Consider the following 17,342-nt stretch of genomic DNA (forward strand, 5'->3'; position numbering starts at 1 on the left):
GCCGCGGCCGGAGGCTGACCGCCCTGCAGGCCCGTTCCTTGGCATTCAGTACAGTAGTATTTTATCTGGAGCGGGGGTTCATACCTCGTTTGCCAAAGGAAAGCAGGAAGGATAGCAGCAGCAGGACACCGAGCATGGCGGCGAACAGAGATCCGGCCGCAGGGAGCGTATGGCGCAGCAGGGTGCTGACCGGCCGGGTGACTTCAGGCTCGGGCAGGACGGACCAGACCGAGAGGGCGGGGGAGAGCGGCTCCCAGAGCAGCAGCACCAGCAGGGCGGCGAGCACGCCGTGCAGCAGCCGGGCGGCGGCAAAGGGAGCGTAGCGGAGATCGGTCTGATGAAGCAGGGAGACGATCTGGGCATGGACCGAGAGACCGCCCCAAGAGAGCACCCAGGCGGCGATGGCCGCTTTGTAAATCTCGGGGATGCCCGCTGCGCCGCCGGCCGCTTTGGAGCCGATCGTCACCTCGAAGAATCCGCCTACCACGGCCTCGGCCAGCGGAGCCGGAAGAGCGAACAGCCGCAGGATCGATTCGGCTCCGGCATAGAGCAGGTTCATGATATGGGCGGAGCTCATGACCTCCATGACGACGGAGAAAAACACGACCAGCCCGCCCACCACGAACATGAGCTGCAGCCCGGAACCCAGCGCTTTCTGCAGCATGACGCCAAGCGGCCGTCCGTCCTTCATCCTCGCTTCGTGCATGGCATCGAACGCGCGCTGCCACAGCCCCCTCCCGGAGATCGGCCCGGAAGAGCCGGCAGGCACGGGTTGAGCGTTATTACCCGCCCCCGGCTTGCCATGAAACCGCATCAGGAGGCCGATCAGCACCGCTGACCCGTAATGCGCGGCGGCGAGGACGCCGGCCAGGGCGGCGTCATGGAAGAAGCCCACGGCCACGGCGCCGATCAGGAAGATGGGGTCCGAGGAGGTGGTGAAGGCGACGAGGCGTTCGCCTTCCTCCCGGTTTACGAGCCGCTGCTCCCACAGCTGGGCGGTCAGGCGGGCGCCGATGGGATAACCGGAGGCGAACCCCATGGCCATGACGAAGCCCCCGATGCCGGGGACACGGAACAGCGGCCGCATGAGCGGATCGAGCAGGGTGCCGAAGAAGTGAACGATGCCCACGCCAAGCATCATTTCGGAGATGACGAAGAAGGGGAACAGGGCGGGAAACAGCACATCCCACCAGATCGAAACGCCCTTGAGCGAGGCGCGCAGGGCCTCCGAAGGAAAGATCAGCATCAGGCCCGCAAGCGTGACTGCGAACAGCGTCGCGGCATAGAAGGGTAACATTCGGCGGCGCACAGCACCCACATCCTTTCCGAGTAAGCCTGTCATTCTGATATATGTAGGGGAGGGGGGAGACATGCCGGAGGACCTTCGTGAAAAGCTCATGAAAATAAGGCAAGGCCGCCGGAAAAGTGCTGAATTTTCGGACTATTCGTGGTACAATTGTACCAATATGAGAATGGGAGTTGATCCTTATGATGGGTGTCATTGCTGGAATTCTCGTATGTGCTTTTGTATATGTCATTAGGGAGACGCTGATGACTTCCGGTGAAGAGGATATGTAGCGTCAGCTGCATCGAACACGCTTTTGGGGCACAATAAGACCTTGCTAAATGACGATGCTAAGGCAGCTTGCAGTAGCATCTTTTTTTCGATAGGATGGTTTCCTGAGCTCACAGAGCTGCGTACCGGCGGTCCGCCTGCGGACGGCCGGGAAATTTTGAGTTCATTTAAGAATGAGTTATTCACCGGGAACCATCGGCGCGGGAGAGGAGAGACAACGTTGTCCGAACAGCAGGGAATTACATTTTTTGAAGCCATGGGAGGCGAAGAGGGCATCCGCCGCATCGTGGAGGCCTTTTATCCGAAGGTGCAGGCACACCCGCTGCTGGGTCCGCTTTTTCCGGAGGACATCACTCCGGTGATGGAGAAGCAGAGGCAGTTCCTGACCCAGTTCTTCGGGGGGCCTCCTTTGTATTCGAACCAGTACGGCCATCCGATGATGCGGGCCAGACACCTCCCGTTCGAGATTACGCCCGCCCGTGCGGCCGCATGGCTCGGCTGCATGGAGAAGGCGCTGGAGGAGACGGGCATGGCGAAGGAGCTGCGGCAGGCGGTGCTGCAGCGGCTGGAGGGCCCGGCCTACCATTTTGTGAACAGCTGAGAATAGATACACACGAATTAAAGGAAGTGGCTTAGCATGGTGGAACCCTTATTCCAAGTCAAAGTGGCCTGTCCCCAGTGCGGCCAGGAATTTCAATCTTCCCGCGTGAGACCGAGCTTTAAGAAGACCATCCGTACCGATACGGACTTCTGCCTGCATTACAAGGATATCAATCCGGAGTATTATGTGGTACGGATCTGTCCTTCCTGCGGCTTCGCGGGCACGGAGAATTCCAAGACGAAGCTCACGGCGGCGGAGAAAGAAGCGTTCCACAGCAAGATCGGTTCGCAGTGGAACTATAAGGAGTACGGCGGGGAGCGTTCCTGGGGCGATGCCTTGTACAGCTACAAGCTCGCTCTGCTCTGCGCGCAGATCGTGAAGGAGAGCGCCCGGGTGACGGCGGGGCTGCTGCACCATATCGCCTGGCTCTACCGGGAAAAGGGAGATGAAGCGCAGGAGAAGCGCTTCCTGCAGTTCGCGCTGGACGAATATACCCGGGCCTTCGAGACCGAAGGCGGAGAGATGAACAACGCCCGGCTGATGTATCTGCTGGGGGAGCTGAACCGGCGGCTGAAGCATTACAAGCCGGCCGTCAAGTGGTTTACGCGCGTCATTAACGACAAGTCGATCAACGATGCCGGCATGATCCGCGCCTGCCGGGAGCAGTGGGCGGTTGTCCGCGAGGACATGCAGGCGGACAAGCTGGAGCCGATCGACGAGACCGAGCTTACTTAGGCATTCCGCTCTACCGATTCATGCAGAGGGAGCTGACTCCCCAATCAACAAAACGCACAGAGTACGCTGCGGCAGCGGTCCGCAGGCTCTGTGCGTTTTGTTGTTGAGCGGCGTTAAGCTATTCTTGGCGTCTGAGCCTCCCTCTTCGTCAGGCCTACCTGCCCCGGGGGGAAGGCTGGGAGTCAGCGGCCGCCGGAACGGCTGAGCGCCCGGGAAGCCAGCAGGTAATCGGAATCGGCTCCGACAAGCGTGAGCTTGCCCCGGCAGCAGGGGAAAATGAGCAGCTTCTTGACCCCGTCCTTGAGATCCTCAAGCTCTCTGGGTTTGAGGGCGAGCAGCACGTTATCCGCTCCGCAGAACGGGCAGTTCTGCACATAGACATCCTGCCCGATCCTCTCATAGGGCCACGTATTCTGGAATGGAATCATGGCCTTCGTTACTCCTTGGCGCCGTCGCCTGCAGCCGGCTCCTTGGCGGCTTCTCCGGCAGGGGACGCTTCTTTGCGCGCGAGTTCACCGAGTTTCTGCAGCAGGATGTGCTGCGGCATATGCATCAGGTGCTCGAGCGGGACGCCGAGCTCCTTGGCCAGTTTTTGCGCCGTGTCGGGCGATATTTGCAGGGGTCTCATGGATAGGGCCTCCTTATTATACGTTCGGGGTAGTATACCGGTCTTCCCCTCATTTAATCACTTACCGCTGGAAAGTTCAATCCTAACGGAATAATCCGGGGGAGGGGGCTTTGGCTCCGGTGGCAAAATGTGGTTTAATGAAGGGGCAAGCTCATATCATACACTAGGACGTGCTCTTATTACATAACCTTAAGAAAGGTCGTGCAGCCCCATGAAAACCCCGCTTCCGCAAACCTGGAACCTCGAGAGGTTCTTCCCGGGAGGCAGCGCTTCCGCCGAGTTCGGCGTGTTCCTGGACGGGCTCCGGCAGTATATTGCCGAGGCTGAGGAGCTTCTGCGCTCCACCCCTGTGCCGGCTTCGCCGAACGACGTGTCCGCGCTGCTCCCGCTGATCGCCCTGCTGCAGAAGGCGGCGCTTCAGATCCGGGAGGCCGACTCCTTCACCGGGTGCCTGGCCGCCGAGAACCAGAACGACAAGCGCGCCGTTATACTTGGAGGCCAGGTCCGTACGCTTGGTGCAGCCTATGCCTCCGCCCTGACGCGGTTCGACGATCTCCTGACCCGGATTCCGGAGGAAGCCTGGGAGGCGCTGCTGGCGCTCCCGGAGCTGCAGGAGATCCGCTATCCGCTCGCAGAGCGCCGGGAGCTGGCGGCCGAGAAGCTGCCTCCGGAGCAGGAGGCGCTGGTGAACGAGCTGGCCGTCGACGGCTACCACGGCTGGGGCGAGCTCTACAACACGACGGTGAGCAAGTTCCGCGTGCCCTACGAGGAGAACGGCGTCGTCACCGAGCTGTCCGCAGGCCAGGCGGCCAACAAGATGGACAGTCCCCAGCGTGAGATTCGGGAGAAGGTCTTCCGCCGCTGGGAGGAGCAGTGGGGCAGGCATGCCGACTACTGTGCGGATGCGCTCAATCACCTCGGGGGCTTCCGGCTGAAGCTGTACGAGCGCCGGGGCGTGGGAGGGCATCCTGAAGGAGCCGCTCAGCATCAACCGGATGTCGCAGGAGACCCTGGATACGATGTGGAAGGTCATCGAGGACAGCAAGGACGTCTTCGTCCGCTACCTGGAGCGCAAGGCGAAGCTGCTCGGCCTCTCTAGGCTGAGCTGGTTCGATGTCGATGCCCCGGTGGGTTCGGGGGCCGGAACGATCTCGTATGACGCGGGGGCCGAGCTGATCGTCGGCCAGTTCCGCCGCTTCTCGCCGAAGATGGCCGACTTTGCCGTGAAGGCGTTCGAGAATGCCTGGATCGAAGCCGAAGACCGGCCGGGCAAGCGTCCCGGGGGCTTCTGCACCTCGTTCCCGGTGGCGGAGGAGACGCGGATCTTCATGACCTATGCGGGCTCCGCCTCGAACGTCTCTACGCTGGCCCATGAGCTGGGCCATGCCTACCACCAGCACGTGATGAACGACCTGCCGGCCTTCGCCCAGGAGTATGCGATGAACGTGGCGGAAACCGCCTCCACCTTCGCCGAGATGGTGGTCTCCGATGCGGCGGTCAAAGGGGCGGCGACCGAAGCGGAGCGCCTCGCGCTGATCGAGGACAAAATCCAGCGCTCGGTGGCCTTCTACATGAACATCCATGCCCGATTCCTCTTCGAGACACGCTTCTATGAAGAGCGCAGCCGGGGGCTGGTCAGCGTAGACCGGCTGAACGAGCTTATGACCGAAGCCCAGCGCGAAGCGTACCGGGGGGCGCTGGAGGAGTACCATCCGCACTTCTGGGCTTCGAAGCTGCACTTCTACATTACGGAGGTTCCGTTCTACAACTTCCCGTACACCTTCGGCTACATGTTCAGCGCCGGCCTCTACGCCGAAGCCCTGAAGCGCGGGGAAGCGTTCGAGGACCAGTACGTGGCGCTCCTCCGCGATACGGGACGCATGACGGTTGAAGAGCTCGCGCAGAAGCATCTGGGCGTGGATCTGCGCCGGCCCGACTTCTGGCAGGGGCGATGGTCCATGTCGGTCGGGGATGTCGAGGAATTCCTGCGTCTGACGGAATAAGGAGTAAGAAGTAAGAAGTAAGAAGTAAGAAGTAAGCCGCATCCCTAAGCAGCATGACGGAAGCCGGCCCGGCAGACACGGGGCCGGCTTTCTTGTTACGACCCTAACTACCCGAAGGAGAGGATCCCCATGATAGACATTCAATTCATTCACCACATCAGCCTCAATGTCAGGAAGCTGGAGCCCGCGGTGGCGTTCTACCGGGATGTGCTCGGACTGAAGGAGCTGGAGCGGCCTCCGTTTGATTTTGAAGGAGCCTGGTTCGCCGTCGGGCCGGCAGGGCAGCAGCTGCATCTCATCGTACATGAGGGAGAGGTGCTGCGGGAGGGCGGCATGCATTCGCGGGACGGGCACTTCGCCCTCCGGGTGGCCGGCTACCACCGGACTATCGAGTGGCTGGAGCGCTGCGGAGCGGCCTATGACGCACGGCCTCGTCCCCGGGCGGGCTTCCCTCAGATCTATGTCATGGACCCCGACCGGAATATCATTGAACTGAACTGCGATCCGGCGGAACTGGAATCGTGAATGGAAGGAGCCTCGCTCAGACGCTGCGTTCCTTCCGAGGGGGAGAATCTGGTCCGGTTCCCAGATGTTTCATGCCCCGGACAAGCGTTTAAATAAGGAGCGTACAAGTAAAGTACAAAGCAAAACAGATAAAAATCATGTAGAGGAGATGAGTGTAATGGCACGCAACAACGATGAGAAAATGAGCCGTGAGGAAGCAGGTCGTAAGGGTGGCGAGGCCAACGCAAACAAACAGGACAAAGAATTCTTCCAAGAGATTGGCCGTAAAGGCGGCGAAGCCAACGCGGAAGCCCATGACCGCGAGCACTTCCAGGAAATCGGCCGTAAGGGCGGCGAAGCCACTGCCGAAACGCATGATAAGGAGTTCTACCAGGAAATCGGCCGTAAAGGCGGCGAAGCCACTGCCGAATCCCATGGCAAGGAATTCTATCAGGAGATCGGCCGTAAGGGCGGCGAAGCCACTGCCGAATCCCATGACAAGGAATTCTACCAGGAGATCGGCCGTAAGGGCGGCGAAGCCAACGCCGAATCCCATGACCGCGAGCACTTCGAGGAGATCGGCCGTAAGGGCGGCGAAGCGCGCGGCAACAACCGCGATGGTGATGAGGAAGAGGATGGCAAGATGAGCCGCGAGGAAGCCGGCCGCAAGGGCGGCAGCCGCTAATTTCATATAGATGTTCGGGAGCAGCCGGTCCGCTAAGGACCGGCTGTTTTGCTGCGAGTATAAGAAGTTCTATCTCGCCAGAGCTCGATTCTGTCATCATGTATTTCTTACAAATGCGCCTCGCCCGTAAGCACGGCGAAGCCGGTTATCTTAGCGCGGCGTATTCACCGCTTTTCGGATCGGAATGGATTCGTTATAATGGGGGGAACGAAAGAGGGCGGAAGGAAACGAGTGGAACCCTTGAAGGACAGAAAAAGACGGCCCGCTTGGGACCGTCTTTGAAGAGCTAAGTATTCGGGAGGTTGCATTATCTGGAGAACTTGCCAGCCAGCTGCTGCTCGGCGATTTGAACCAGACGACGTGTGATATGGCCACCGATTGCCCCAGTGTCGCGGGTTGCCATGAAACCATAGTAACCGTCCTGAGGAATTTGGATGCCCAGCTCTTGAGCTACTTCGTACTTCAGTTGGTCCAGAGCTTGGGAAGCTTGAGGAACGACCAATACGTTGCTGTTGCGGGATTGTCCTGCGCCCATCGTAATCACCTCCGTTCTTGTAAGGTAGTATGTGACAAAACCGTGATTATACACGCGTTTATAATTGGTAATTATGTCCAAAGGGAGGGGTCGTCTTGTCGGAGCTTGTTTTGAAGTACAGCGGGTGGGGTCACGATGCGGATCTGCAGGTCATTCATGCAGATGTACTTATGGAGATCGACGGGGAAGTGCTCATCGATGAGCCGATGTGTGTCGATGTGGGCCTGCCGGCTCTGCTGCTGAGTATCGTGGAGGATGTGGAGCCCGACCGCTGGGCCGAGGCTTCCGAGTGGCACCGGGTCCCCTTCGTCATCTGCGGCTGCGGGGATCCGGAATGCCGGGGGTATTCCTTCCGGGTCAGGCACCGGGAGGGGGGGCTCCTGGAGCTGACGGAGCTCGACGAACGGCAGGGGCGCTCTCCGCGGGAGCTGGACAGCTACCTGATTCCGCGAGCCCAGTATGCAGCCCAGGTCCGGGCGATCGGGGAGCAGTTCCTCCGGTTCACCGAAGGTCTCGACTACCGGCCGTATTATGCCGATACGGTGAAGACCGTCAAGGAGCTCCTGCAGCGCACCGTCAGTATTTGATTTTGAACGAAGCGGCCAGCTTCTTGAGGGCCTCCACGTCCTTCTGCAGCTTCTCCATATCTTTGAACATCTTCTTCATGTCCTTGTTGTCGCCAAGCAGGGACATGACTTCCTCCAGAGGGGAGATGCGGGGAGTCTTCATGGAACACCAACCTCCTTCCGGGCAGGCATCGCCGTTCCCTGTATCGTATGTACGGGGCTTACGGCGCCGTATGTGCGCCTGTCTCGGGTTATGACTGCCCCCGGGAAAAAGAGATCGATCCCAGGATCATCGGATTCGCCGTCCTTTAAGACCCTGCGGGGTTTTATGAGAAATCCAAGATGACAGAATCGAGCCCCTCTGACAGATGAATCCTTATATTCGCACAAAAGAGCTGCAGCCGGCTTTTCGGCTGCAGCCTTTTTATGGTTAGAGCCTGCGCATGAAGGGATCCGGCATAACGCCGTACGGTCTTCACGGACAGAGACGCGGAGTCCCCTTGGTCAGGCGGCCTGCCACTCATGCTGCCAAGCTGCCGTCGAAGTCGCCCCCGGAGACCTCAGCGCACGATGAGGTCGGGCATCCAGCGCTGCAGGTGCGCCTGCAGACTCCGGCGGACCCCGTCTGCCTCCGGGAGGTCCGCTTCGCCGGCTTCGGCCAGCGGCACGACGCGGAAGCTCCGCCAGCCGTGGAAGCGGATGAACGTCGTCTGCAGCCGGACATTCCCGATCCGGACGGCCGGCGGGACGCCGTTCACCCCGGCAGGGGGAAGCTGCAGCTCCGCGTGCAGGATGGCGCCGATCCGCGTGTGGGGATCGGGCTGCCGCTGGGCTGCCAGGAAGTTGCCGAGCGAGTAGACGACCAGCGTGCGGCCCCCGCGCCGGTTGGCGATCCATTCCGGCGGCTGCAGCACGTGCGGGTGATGGCCAAGGATGAGGTCGGCGCCCGCATCGGCGGCCTGCCTGGCGAGCCTGCGCTGCGCGGGGGAGGGTAGACGCTCGTACTCCCGGCCGAAGTGCAGCGAGACGATGACCGCATCGGCGGCCCTGCGCGCTTCGGCGATCTCTTGTTTCATCCGGCGTTCCTCCAGCCGGTGCACGAGGTAAGAGCGGCCCCTCGGGGAAGCGATGCCGTTGGTGCCTTCGGTGAAGGCGAGGAACGCCAGCCGGATGCCGCTGCGCTCCACAAGGCGCAGGCGGCTGCGGTCCGCTTCGGAGTCGCTCGCTCCCGCATATTCCACGCCGAGCTCGCGCCAATGCCGGATGGCCGAGCGGAGCGCCTTCTCCCCGCGGTCGAGCGCGTGATTGTTGGCCATCGTCACGACGTCGATCCCGGCTTGCTTCAGCGCATCGGCCGCTTCGTGCGGGGAGTTGAAGGAAGGGTAGTCGGAGAGGCCCAGTGCGGTTCCGCCGGTCACGCTCTCCTGGTTGGCTACGGCGATATCCGCCGTCTCGAGCTCCTCCTTCACCGCTTCCAGCATGGGGGTGAAGTTGAAACCGGTCCTTGTTCGTGCATCCTCATAGAGCGAACGGTGGATGAGGACATCCCCGACCGCCGCCAGGGTGACCCGCCGGCTTGCGGCCGGGATGGGCGGACCCTCTGCGGAGAGGGCGGCGCTTGGGGCCGGACCGGTTGCAGGGCTCCCTTGGAGGCCCGCAGGCTTATCCGGCTCCGCAGCACTGCAGCCGGCAGCCAGGAGGAGCAGGGCGGCCAGCACGCCGCAGGATCGAACAGGGCGCCGCCGGTTGGCTTGTGTCATGGATGGCCCGCCTCTCTGCCGTCATTCAAAAAACCAATAACTACTATGTACCGGTTGCAGGGAAAATATAACGGAGAGGGCAGGGTGGGAATTATTGGGCGGGTTCGTAAGTGAGGGGGAGGCGCGGCTGCTGACGGCAAAAAGCCCCTGAACCGCCTTGATGACAAGGGGCTCAGGGGCAGGCAGGCTGCCCGGTCAGGTATGAATGACTTCCAGCTTAACCTCCAGGTTAAGCTCTTCGCCCGGCGCGATGCCGCGCAGGCCGGTCACTTCCGCCGGGTGTCCGGTAATATTCGGGGCGTTCGTCACCCAGGTATAGGGCTCGAGACAGATGTAGTCGCGGGCTTCCCCCTTGGTGAAGACGACCCACTGCTTGAAGGCTTCGGAGGCGCTGTAGCGCAGCTCGACGCCCTTCCTGCAGAGAACGGCCAGACGGGGATAATCCCCGATCTGGAATACGGTGTCCATGTCGTACCCTTCTAGCGTGTCGCCGCGCAGCAGGCGCGTGTAGGCTTCGCCCAGCGGGACCATCTCCCCGGTCGGCACCTTCGTCTCGTCAAGCTCCCAGATGCCGCTGGACGGCAGCTGGAGCTTCCACTTCTCCGGCTCGCCGTCCAGCCGGAACCAGGTGTGCAGCCCATAGCCGAATGGGGCCGTGACATCCCCGCGGTTGACCGCACGCAGGCTGTGGCGGAGCAAGCCGCCCTTCAGCTCGCAGGTCAGTTCGAGCTCCAGGGCGTGTGGATACTGCCGCTGCACGTTCTCGTCCTCGGCGAGCCGGAGCACGCAGGTGATGTAGGTCGTATCTTCCCGGTGCCCCGTGGCGGTCACGGTCCAGGCCTGATTCCGCAGCATCCCATGGACGTGATGCCCATGGCTGTTCGTGACGTCGAAGCGGTACTCCCGGCCCTCGAAGGTGAAGCGGGCGCCGCGGATGCGGTTCGGCGGCATGAGGATCGGGGTGCCGTACTGCACAGGCGCCTCTTCGAGTTCCTGCGGCCCTGAGGGGGTGCGCAGGAGCTCGCGGCCGAGCTTTTTATCCCAAATGCTGTATACGTTGCTTCCAAGGGCGGGGCAGATCCGCACGATGAGCTGGTCGTTCTCCATCTCATACGCCGGTGTGCCTTCCCAGTCGATTCGGTTAATCATGGTGAGACTCCTTCGGTAAGGATGATGGACACGCACAGGGCGGTCAGGTTCCTATTGTAGCAGATGCCGGCCAAGAGCCAAAGCCCGGATCAGTTTCCAAATTCCGCATTCGGGTATACATACGGGGTTTTGGCGGGTTCCGCCTTCTCCACCTTCTCCACCTGCAGCTGCATGATGTCCATATCGTTGAACTTCGTCTTGCGTATCGTTCCCGTCACGGTTACCCAGCTGTCCGCCGCGAGCGTCTCGGCCCGGGCGTACTCGGCGAGCACGCCGAACGGGGCGGCATCGGCGGAGCAGCATTGGATCGAGAAGCGGCCGACGACGAACTGCTTCGGGGTCATCTCGTCCTGGCGGTAGACGAAGCCCGTCAACTGCAGCTTCCTGCCGACGAATTGGTCCAGATACAGGTCCAGGGTCGTCAGCGTCTCCATGTAGAGATCCTCGCGTATCGTGATCAGCTTCTGGTTGTAGAGCTCTTTGGCCTGCTTGGCGTAATGCTGGGTGAACTTGTCGGCAGGGAAGAGGGCGTCGAGCGCATCTCCTGTTCCGGCAGCGGGATCAGGGGCTGCAGGCGAAGCTGCACTGTCGGGTGTGCCTGTACCGGTTCCGGCGGACGGCGGTGCGGCTTCCGGAGACGGGGCGGGCAGTGCCGCCCGGTCGGCCCCCGCTTCAGCACGGCTCTCCTTGACGGCGCTGGCGCTGCTGAGGTTCATGCCCTTCTTGTCGGCCAGCGAGCTGCCCATAGAGGCGTCGGGGAGCAGGAACCCGAGCGCCAGCGGCAGAGCGAACAGTCCGTAGACCACCGTATTCTTGAGCAGGGAGCGGGAGGGGGTGTGGTCATGATCGCACCCGCAGTCCTCGGCGGAGCTGCCCCGGAACATCCGGATCGCAAGATAGAGCTGATAGGCCGCCACCGCATAGAGCACGAGGGCCGACCATTTCACGTAGTCCACCATCCGCGGGGCGATGTAGAGAAGGATGAGCTCGCTGCGGACCAGATAGGCGATATAGACGGCAAAGCCGAGAAGGATCAGCGTTTTGAGCAGATGATGAAGGCCAAGCGTTCGGGAAGACATTCGTTGGATTCGCTCCTTTGGTAGGGAATGGTGCCCCGGCGGTCCGCTACAGGATGAAGGCCTGGAAGGCCAGGGAGACGCCGAGGACAATGAAGGCCGTCAGGACGGACAAGAGCAGGACGAACCTCGCCCGGAAAGCCGAGAGAAGCATCAGCGTGCTCTTCATGTCGATCATCGGCCCGAACACGAGGAACGTGAGCAGGGACCCTGCCGAGAACGTCGTAGCGAAGGACGAGGCGACGAAGGCGTCCGAGGTGGAGCACAGCGACAGCACGAAGGCGAGCCCCATCATGAAGAGATGCGAGGAGAGCTCGCCCTGCCCGATCGACACCAGGCTTTCCCGGTCGAGCACGGTCTGGATCGCGGCCGTCAGGAAGGCGCCGAAGATGAGATATTTGCCCATATCGAAAAATTCGTCGGAAGCGTGCCCGAATACGGAGAGGGCGCGCATGATTCTGCTTCCGGAAGCAGGCGCCCCGTGAGCATGGTGATGGTCATGATGGTGGTCGTGATGATGGTCGTGGCCGTGGTGCCCCCTGTGGCTGTGCCCGTGGGAATGATGCGTGTGGCCGCAGCTTCCGTCTTCGCAGTGCCCGTGCGCATCAGGATTGTGGGCCTGTACGACGGCTGCGGCGCTGTCCGGAGGATGTCCCGCTGCCGAACGCAGCGGATTGCGCTTCACGAAGCGGTACACGAGCAGGCCGACGGCGGCGGCTGTGATGAAGGCCATCCCCATCCGGGAATAGGCGATCTCGGGGCGGCTGCGGAACGCCATATACGTCGACGCGTAGACCACCGGGTTGATGATGGGCCCGGCGAGGATGAAGACGACCGCCACGTAGGCGGGCATTCCCTTTTGCATCAGCCGCCGGATGACGGGGATCATGCCGCACTCGCACAGCGGGAAGATCAGCCCGAGCACGCAGGCGAACAGGATGCCGAGCACGGGGTTCTTCGGCGTGAAGCGGCGTACGGCCGCCTCGGAGACGAAGCGCTGCAGCAGGGCGGCGACGAATACGCCGAGCAGCACGAACGGCAGGGCTTCCAGGATGATGGAGATGAATAGGGTCTTGAAATTACCGAGCGCGTCCCCCGTCAGGAAGATCATGTCCGGCGCTTCCCGCTGCGTGAAGATGAGGATGAGCATCATAATGCAGAGCAGGGCCAGAATATTGGTCAGCCATCGTTGAATAAGAATAGGCAACGGTCATTTCTCCTTCTTTATCGTAATTATTATTATAGTCTATGTCCCAAAAAACGGATATAGGACAAAGCAGAGCCAATTCGGGAGTTGACATGGGAGGGCGTACTTCGGTACAATGACGCTTAATAAGCGATGACAGGAACAAGTAAGCGGAAGGGCGTTCTCCAGAGAGCCGGTGGGTGGTGCGAACCGGCGGGCGGCATCTGTCTGAATGGATCCTTGAGCTGACGGTTGAAGGTGCGCAGCGGGGCCGGGGCCCAGGCCATAGTTTCAAGAGCCGCTGTGATCAAGGTAGGCCGTTCCGGTTCGCTCCCCGTTACAGGAGCCTGAAGGTTCGCATACATCCTTCTGCTGCAGCTGCAGCGGTTGGGATACGCTTTTGCGGATAAATTAGGGTGGCACCACGGTCTCTCGTCCCTTGCGGCGGGAGGCCTTTTTGTATTTTCGGAAATTCAAAGGAGGATTCGTTTCCCATGTCCAAATTGAGGGTATTGTCGGGGATGCAGCCCAGCGGGCAGCTGACGCTCGGGAATTATATCGGGGCGCTCAAGAACTATGTCAAGCTCCAGCATACGCATGATTGTTACTTTATGGTGGTGGATCTGCACGCGATCACGGTCCCTCAGGATCCTGCGGCGCTCAGGGAGCAGTCGGAGTCCGTTGCGGCGGTCTACCTCGCGGCGGGCATTGACCCGAACACGGCTACCGTGTTCCTGCAGTCCAGCGTGAAGGCTCATGCGGAGCTGGGATGGCTCCTGACGACGCTCACGTATATGGGTGAGCTCGAGCGGATGACACAGTTCAAGGACAAGTCGGAAGGCAAGGAGTCGGTGGGCGCCGGACTGTTCACCTACCCTTCCCTGATGGCGGGAGACATCCTGCTCTACAACGCGGACCTTGTGCCTGTGGGCGAAGACCAGCGCCAGCACCTGGAGCTGACCCGAGACCTGGCGCACCGGTTCAATACGCGCTTCAGCGAGACGTTCAAAATCCCGCAGGGGTATATCCCTGAGGTGGGAGCCCGGATCATGTCGCTCGACGATGCGTCGAAGAAGATGAGCAAGAGCAGCCCGAACGCGGGCAGCTACATCGCCCTGCTCGATGCGCCGGATGTCATCCGCAAGAAGATCTCACGCGCGGTGACCGACTCCGGGCGCGAGGTCAAGTACGACCCGCAGAACAAGCCGGAGGTCAGCAACCTGATCTCGATCTACACGCAGTGCACCGATCTCTCCATTGCGGAGGTTGAAGCGAAGTACGAAGGCCAAGGCTACGGTCCGTTCAAAAAGGACCTGGCGGAAGCCGTCGTCGGCCTGCTCGAGCCGATCCAGCAGCGCTACCGCGAGATCCGCGAGTCCGGCGAGCTGCATGACATCCTGCGCAGCGGGCGGGACCGTGCCGAGGCGGCTGCTGAGGCCACGATCCGCGAAGTGAAGCAGAAGATGGGCTTCGTGCAGCTGTAAGGCGACGCAAGCAAGCGAAAGCCCGTCCACCGGGTAAGGTGGACGGGCTTTTGCGGGTTAAGGCCCAGGCGCCGGAAGTGCGCTCATCCGAGGGCGGCCTCCGGAGGGCCCTGGCGAACAGCCGCGAGTCCGCAGGCTGCCATGACATCCTGTGCAGCGGGCGGGACTTGTACCGCATCCGAAGGCTTCCGGCGGACTCAATGCAACCCTGGGAGCCGAAAACAGGCTTTATTGGATTAAGGGCTATGAAAGGGCTATGAAGCCCGCCATAAGGGCCGGTCACCAGGCTTAAAAGGGTCAGGCAGAGTTTGTCTGCCTTCTTTGCACACCTCCGAGGCCTGGGTTCGGGCCCATCCTTCCGACGCAATTGCGAAATAGAGGAACCTGGATGCCTTATTCGGAACTTTCCCGTCATTTCCCGCTAAATAGCGGAACTCAGATGCCTTATCGGCCCCAGATCCATAGAAAAGAGGCCTCCTTCCATCAAATAGCGAACCTTAGTTCCTCTATTTGAAAAAAGAGCCCTCAGGCGAAGCACATAGCGCATCAGAGTTCCGTTATTTCTTTTAGGCCCACCCAAGCGGCACTTGGTCTGTTGCAAGGTTGTCTCAAGAAGCGAAGCGGCCTGTCCATGAGGACGGGCTATTCGTGTTTATTCCTGCTGCTCGCTGCGTTTGCGCTGCTTGGCCTTGACAATGAAGCCGGCCCCGATGAAGAAGAACGAGATGACAGAGAAGAGAACGGCCATCCCCGTGCTGCCTGTGGCCATGCCATATGAGATTGCTGCGAGAAGCGCCGTGCCGACGACGGCCCACAGCAGGGCTAGTCCTTTGTTCATGCGGTATCCACCCGCCTTTCCGAGTAACATTTGAAACTCACGAAGTTTTTTCAAAAGTTGCGTATAGTTCCGGGCATGAGGCACATAATAACTTTGCAAGCTTGCAACTACACAAAGACATCATTCAATTGAAAGGAGTGCTGGAACATGGGTGCAGGTCAATCCCGTAATAGCAACGTTTTGGTAGTACCACAAGCTTCTCAAGCATTGGATCAATTGAAGTATGAGGTCGCTCAAGAACTTGGGATTCAAATCCCGCAAGACGGTTACTATGGCTACATGGCTACTCGCGACACTGGCGCAATCGGTGGTCACATCACACGCCGTCTGGTCCAAATCGCTGAGCAAGCTCTTGCCGGCGGCCAACGTTAATCTCGAGTTCATCGGGATCAGCGGATTCATCAATGGAAGCTCAAGGAGAAATCCTTGAGCTTTTTTGACATATCTGAATAGTAAAATTCGCTTAAGCCCGTTCCATTGAAGGGAACGGCACAGGCGTCTCCATTGTACCATATTGTGAACACGCCCACGAGCCGGATTTATCAATAAACGCCGGCCCGGAGCTTCTTGCCAAGATTGGTTTCGCTGACCCAGCCCACATAGGAATCCAGGGTGTTGTATTCGTGGTCCATAAGCAGAACGGCGACGAACGGATAGTTCTTGCGGTGGCGGTAGCGGACATCCGCCCAGATGACCTCATATCCCCAAGGCTTCTCCTTGACTTCGGCACAGGCGTACGATGAGAAATAGACCAGCGCCTTGACGTTCGGATGGTGCTTGGATTCATCGACGGCAGGGTGGGCGTGGCAGGTGGTCCGGTCGACCCATTTGATCGTGCCGCCCCGGTATTCGCCGAGCTCGAACCACCCGTTCTCCTTGCGTTTGACGATCTGCCACTGGTACGGATGGATTGTGGGGATCAGCGTATACCGGTCGCCGGGCTCATACCCGATGTCCTTCTGATACAGGTTCTTCTCCAGGTGGTAATGAAGCCAGGACCTCCAGATGTAATAGAGGGCAAGCGCCGCATACAACAGGGGAAAGAGCACCTCGGGACGCGCCAGCTTCAGCGACCACAGGAAGATCGCGAGCACGTGGGACAAGAAGATGAACGGGTCGAAGATGTGAATGATATTCCACGAGACCCATCGCTCCGAGAGCGGACGCAGGGCCTGCGTGCCGTACGTATTGAAGAGATCCGTGAAGACGTGAAAGGCGACGGCACCGAACACCCAGGCGGTGACGTGCAGCATTGGCAGCTCACCGAAGGAGAGGCGGAGCAGGCCCGCAATGAGCAGCGTCCACAGCACGAGCGCCGGAAGAGAATGGGATAAGCCGCGATGGTTCCGTACATAGACGGCGTTCCCCCGCAGCCTGAGCAGCGTGTCCGCATCCGGGGCCTGCGAGCCCGCGACCGTGCCGATCAGCACGGCTGTGGAGACGACCGGGTCCGCGGCGACGACCGGGTCGATGTAGGCGAGCCCCGCGAGTCCGAATCCGATCACCAGGTGCGTTCCAGTGTCCATGGACCTTCCTCCCCAACCTGATAGTTTTCTCCCTATTGTATTGCAGTTCATTACCAATAGTGTATCATTTTCTACATCAAAATAAAGCTGGAGGGGGCCTAAAAGATGAGCATGGTGTTCGTCGAGTACAAAATTGCGGAGAGCCGCCGGGAAGGGTATCTCGCCTGGGCCGGGAAGCTGCAGGAGGACCCGCGGGTGGAAGTCTATGAAGGGGAGGGCCAGCCGAACCTGTTCGTGGAAGTGTGGAGGGGGCTGCCGGGGGCTGCAGTGGAAGGGTTTCATGCCGTAAGGGAAGGCAGAAGTCCGCAGCCGGACCTGCCGCAGCCGTGGAGGGAGCTCCCCTCTTTCGTAGAGGGAGGGATGCCGAAGATCCGGATCTGGGCGTTCCGAAAAGTAAAATAGTCCATATTTTGCGGCATGGAAGTCCATGGTTTCTTTCTTGCTTACAGGGTAATCTTACTTATAGTCAAGATTACCTCTCGGGAGGAGT

18 protein-coding genes, 2 pseudogenes and 1 other annotated feature are annotated in these 17,342 nt (G+C 60.3%); of the genes and pseudogenes, 9 read left to right on the forward strand and 11 right to left on the reverse strand.

The genetic code is table 11. The annotated features are described in order from the left end of the window. Positions 1 to 61 precede the first annotated feature (61 nt). Positions 62 to 1,309, reverse strand: coding sequence for a sporulation integral membrane protein YlbJ (gene ylbJ / locus PM3016_RS05370; protein ID WP_013917330.1), 1,248 nt, complete (start codon positions 1,307 to 1,309; stop codon positions 62 to 64). A 487-nt stretch (positions 1,310 to 1,796) separates the two neighbouring features. Here ylbJ and PM3016_RS05375 point away from each other — a divergent pair, with 487 nt between their 5' ends. Together PM3016_RS05375 and PM3016_RS05380 are read left to right on the forward strand one after the other, a co-directional pair. Further along, complete coding sequence (locus tag PM3016_RS05375; RefSeq protein ID WP_014368681.1) at positions 1,797 to 2,177, forward strand: globin domain-containing protein; 381 nt, start codon at positions 1,797 to 1,799, stop codon at positions 2,175 to 2,177. Between the two features lie 36 nt (positions 2,178 to 2,213). Then, on the forward strand, positions 2,214 to 2,912 hold the full coding sequence (locus PM3016_RS05380) for a DUF2225 domain-containing protein (RefSeq protein WP_013917332.1): 699 nt from the start codon (positions 2,214 to 2,216) through the stop codon (positions 2,910 to 2,912). A 182-nt stretch (positions 2,913 to 3,094) separates the two neighbouring features. On the opposite strand, the gene PM3016_RS05385 is transcribed toward PM3016_RS05380, so the two are convergent. Together PM3016_RS05385 and PM3016_RS05390 are read right to left on the reverse strand one after the other, a co-directional pair. Beyond that, the gene (locus tag PM3016_RS05385) at positions 3,095 to 3,340 is read right to left on the reverse strand and encodes a hypothetical protein (RefSeq protein WP_013917333.1); all 246 of its coding nucleotides are present in this window, start codon (positions 3,338 to 3,340) and stop codon (positions 3,095 to 3,097) included. Between the two features lie 8 nt (positions 3,341 to 3,348). Further along, positions 3,349 to 3,540, reverse strand: coding sequence for a YycC family protein (locus tag PM3016_RS05390; protein ID WP_014368682.1), 192 nt, complete (start codon positions 3,538 to 3,540; stop codon positions 3,349 to 3,351). A gap of 211 nt (positions 3,541 to 3,751) precedes the next feature. Between PM3016_RS05390 and PM3016_RS05395 the strand changes: the two are divergent. From PM3016_RS05395 to PM3016_RS05405, 3 genes and pseudogenes are all read left to right on the forward strand, one after another. Continuing rightward, positions 3,752 to 5,543: pseudogene (locus PM3016_RS05395) on the forward strand (M3 family oligoendopeptidase). Between the two features lie 129 nt (positions 5,544 to 5,672). After that, a complete protein-coding gene (locus PM3016_RS05400; protein ID WP_014368683.1) occupies positions 5,673 to 6,068 on the forward strand; it encodes a VOC family protein in 396 nt (131 codons plus the stop codon). Positions 6,069 to 6,225: 157 nt separating this feature from the next. Next, positions 6,226 to 6,606: pseudogene (locus tag PM3016_RS05405) on the forward strand (KGG domain-containing protein); the annotation flags it as partial. Positions 6,607 to 7,039: 433 nt separating this feature from the next. Here PM3016_RS05405 and PM3016_RS05410 read toward each other — a convergent pair. After that, positions 7,040 to 7,267 carry an alpha/beta-type small acid-soluble spore protein gene (locus tag PM3016_RS05410; RefSeq protein ID WP_014368685.1) on the reverse strand — a complete coding sequence of 76 codons (228 nt, stop codon included), beginning with the start codon at positions 7,265 to 7,267 and terminating at the stop codon, positions 7,040 to 7,042. 95 nt (positions 7,268 to 7,362) lie between these two features. On the opposite strand from PM3016_RS05410, the gene PM3016_RS05415 reads away from it, so the two are divergent. After that, positions 7,363 to 7,854, forward strand: coding sequence for a hypothetical protein (locus tag PM3016_RS05415; RefSeq protein ID WP_014368686.1), 492 nt, complete (start codon positions 7,363 to 7,365; stop codon positions 7,852 to 7,854). Here PM3016_RS05415 and PM3016_RS38420 read toward each other — a convergent pair. The 5 genes from PM3016_RS38420 to PM3016_RS05435 all read right to left on the reverse strand — a co-directional run bounded on the left by PM3016_RS38420 (position 7,844) and on the right by PM3016_RS05435 (position 13,025). Further along, a complete protein-coding gene (locus PM3016_RS38420; RefSeq protein ID WP_013917340.1) occupies positions 7,844 to 7,996 on the reverse strand; it encodes a hypothetical protein in 153 nt (50 codons plus the stop codon). The genes PM3016_RS05415 and PM3016_RS38420 overlap by 11 nt on opposite strands. A 397-nt stretch (positions 7,997 to 8,393) precedes the next feature. Next, positions 8,394 to 9,593: a CapA family protein gene (locus tag PM3016_RS05420; RefSeq protein ID WP_014368687.1), complete on the reverse strand. Its 1,200-nt coding sequence runs from the start codon at positions 9,591 to 9,593 to the stop codon at positions 8,394 to 8,396. 195 nt (positions 9,594 to 9,788) lie between these two features. Continuing rightward, positions 9,789 to 10,742 carry an aldose 1-epimerase gene (locus tag PM3016_RS05425; RefSeq protein WP_013917344.1) on the reverse strand — a complete coding sequence of 318 codons (954 nt, stop codon included), beginning with the start codon at positions 10,740 to 10,742 and terminating at the stop codon, positions 9,789 to 9,791. A gap of 89 nt (positions 10,743 to 10,831) precedes the next feature. Continuing rightward, complete coding sequence (locus tag PM3016_RS05430; RefSeq protein ID WP_013917345.1) at positions 10,832 to 11,821, reverse strand: TIGR03943 family putative permease subunit; 990 nt, start codon at positions 11,819 to 11,821, stop codon at positions 10,832 to 10,834. Between the two features lie 46 nt (positions 11,822 to 11,867). Further along, positions 11,868 to 13,025, reverse strand: a complete 1,158-nt coding sequence (locus PM3016_RS05435; RefSeq protein WP_014368688.1) for a permease — start codon at positions 13,023 to 13,025, stop codon at positions 11,868 to 11,870. A gap of 123 nt (positions 13,026 to 13,148) precedes the next feature. Further along, positions 13,149 to 13,447: a binding site (T-box leader), on the forward strand. Positions 13,448 to 13,498: 51 nt separating this feature from the next. Here PM3016_RS05435 and trpS point away from each other — a divergent pair. After that, on the forward strand, positions 13,499 to 14,488 hold the full coding sequence (gene trpS / locus PM3016_RS05440) for a tryptophan--tRNA ligase (protein ID WP_014368689.1): 990 nt from the start codon (positions 13,499 to 13,501) through the stop codon (positions 14,486 to 14,488). 652 nt (positions 14,489 to 15,140) lie between these two features. Here the strand turns inward: trpS and PM3016_RS05450 are convergent. Further along, positions 15,141 to 15,326, reverse strand: coding sequence for a DUF5325 family protein (locus tag PM3016_RS05450; protein WP_014368690.1), 186 nt, complete (start codon positions 15,324 to 15,326; stop codon positions 15,141 to 15,143). A 147-nt stretch (positions 15,327 to 15,473) separates the two neighbouring features. On the opposite strand from PM3016_RS05450, the gene PM3016_RS05455 reads away from it, so the two are divergent. Next, entirely contained in the window at positions 15,474 to 15,698 is a 225-nt protein-coding gene (locus PM3016_RS05455; protein WP_014649553.1) for an alpha/beta-type small acid-soluble spore protein, read from the forward strand. Positions 15,699 to 15,868: 170 nt separating this feature from the next. On the opposite strand, the gene PM3016_RS05460 is transcribed toward PM3016_RS05455, so the two are convergent. Next, positions 15,869 to 16,852, reverse strand: coding sequence for a metal-dependent hydrolase (locus tag PM3016_RS05460; protein WP_014368692.1), 984 nt, complete (start codon positions 16,850 to 16,852; stop codon positions 15,869 to 15,871). Positions 16,853 to 16,957: 105 nt separating this feature from the next. Between PM3016_RS05460 and PM3016_RS05465 the strand changes: the two genes are divergently transcribed. Beyond that, a complete protein-coding gene (locus PM3016_RS05465; protein ID WP_013917352.1) occupies positions 16,958 to 17,254 on the forward strand; it encodes a hypothetical protein in 297 nt (98 codons plus the stop codon). Positions 17,255 to 17,342: the final 88 nt, after the last annotated feature.

Source organism: Paenibacillus mucilaginosus 3016 (assembly GCF_000250655.1).
Taxonomy (GTDB): Bacteria; Bacillota; Bacilli; order Paenibacillales; family NBRC-103111; genus Paenibacillus_G; species Paenibacillus_G mucilaginosus.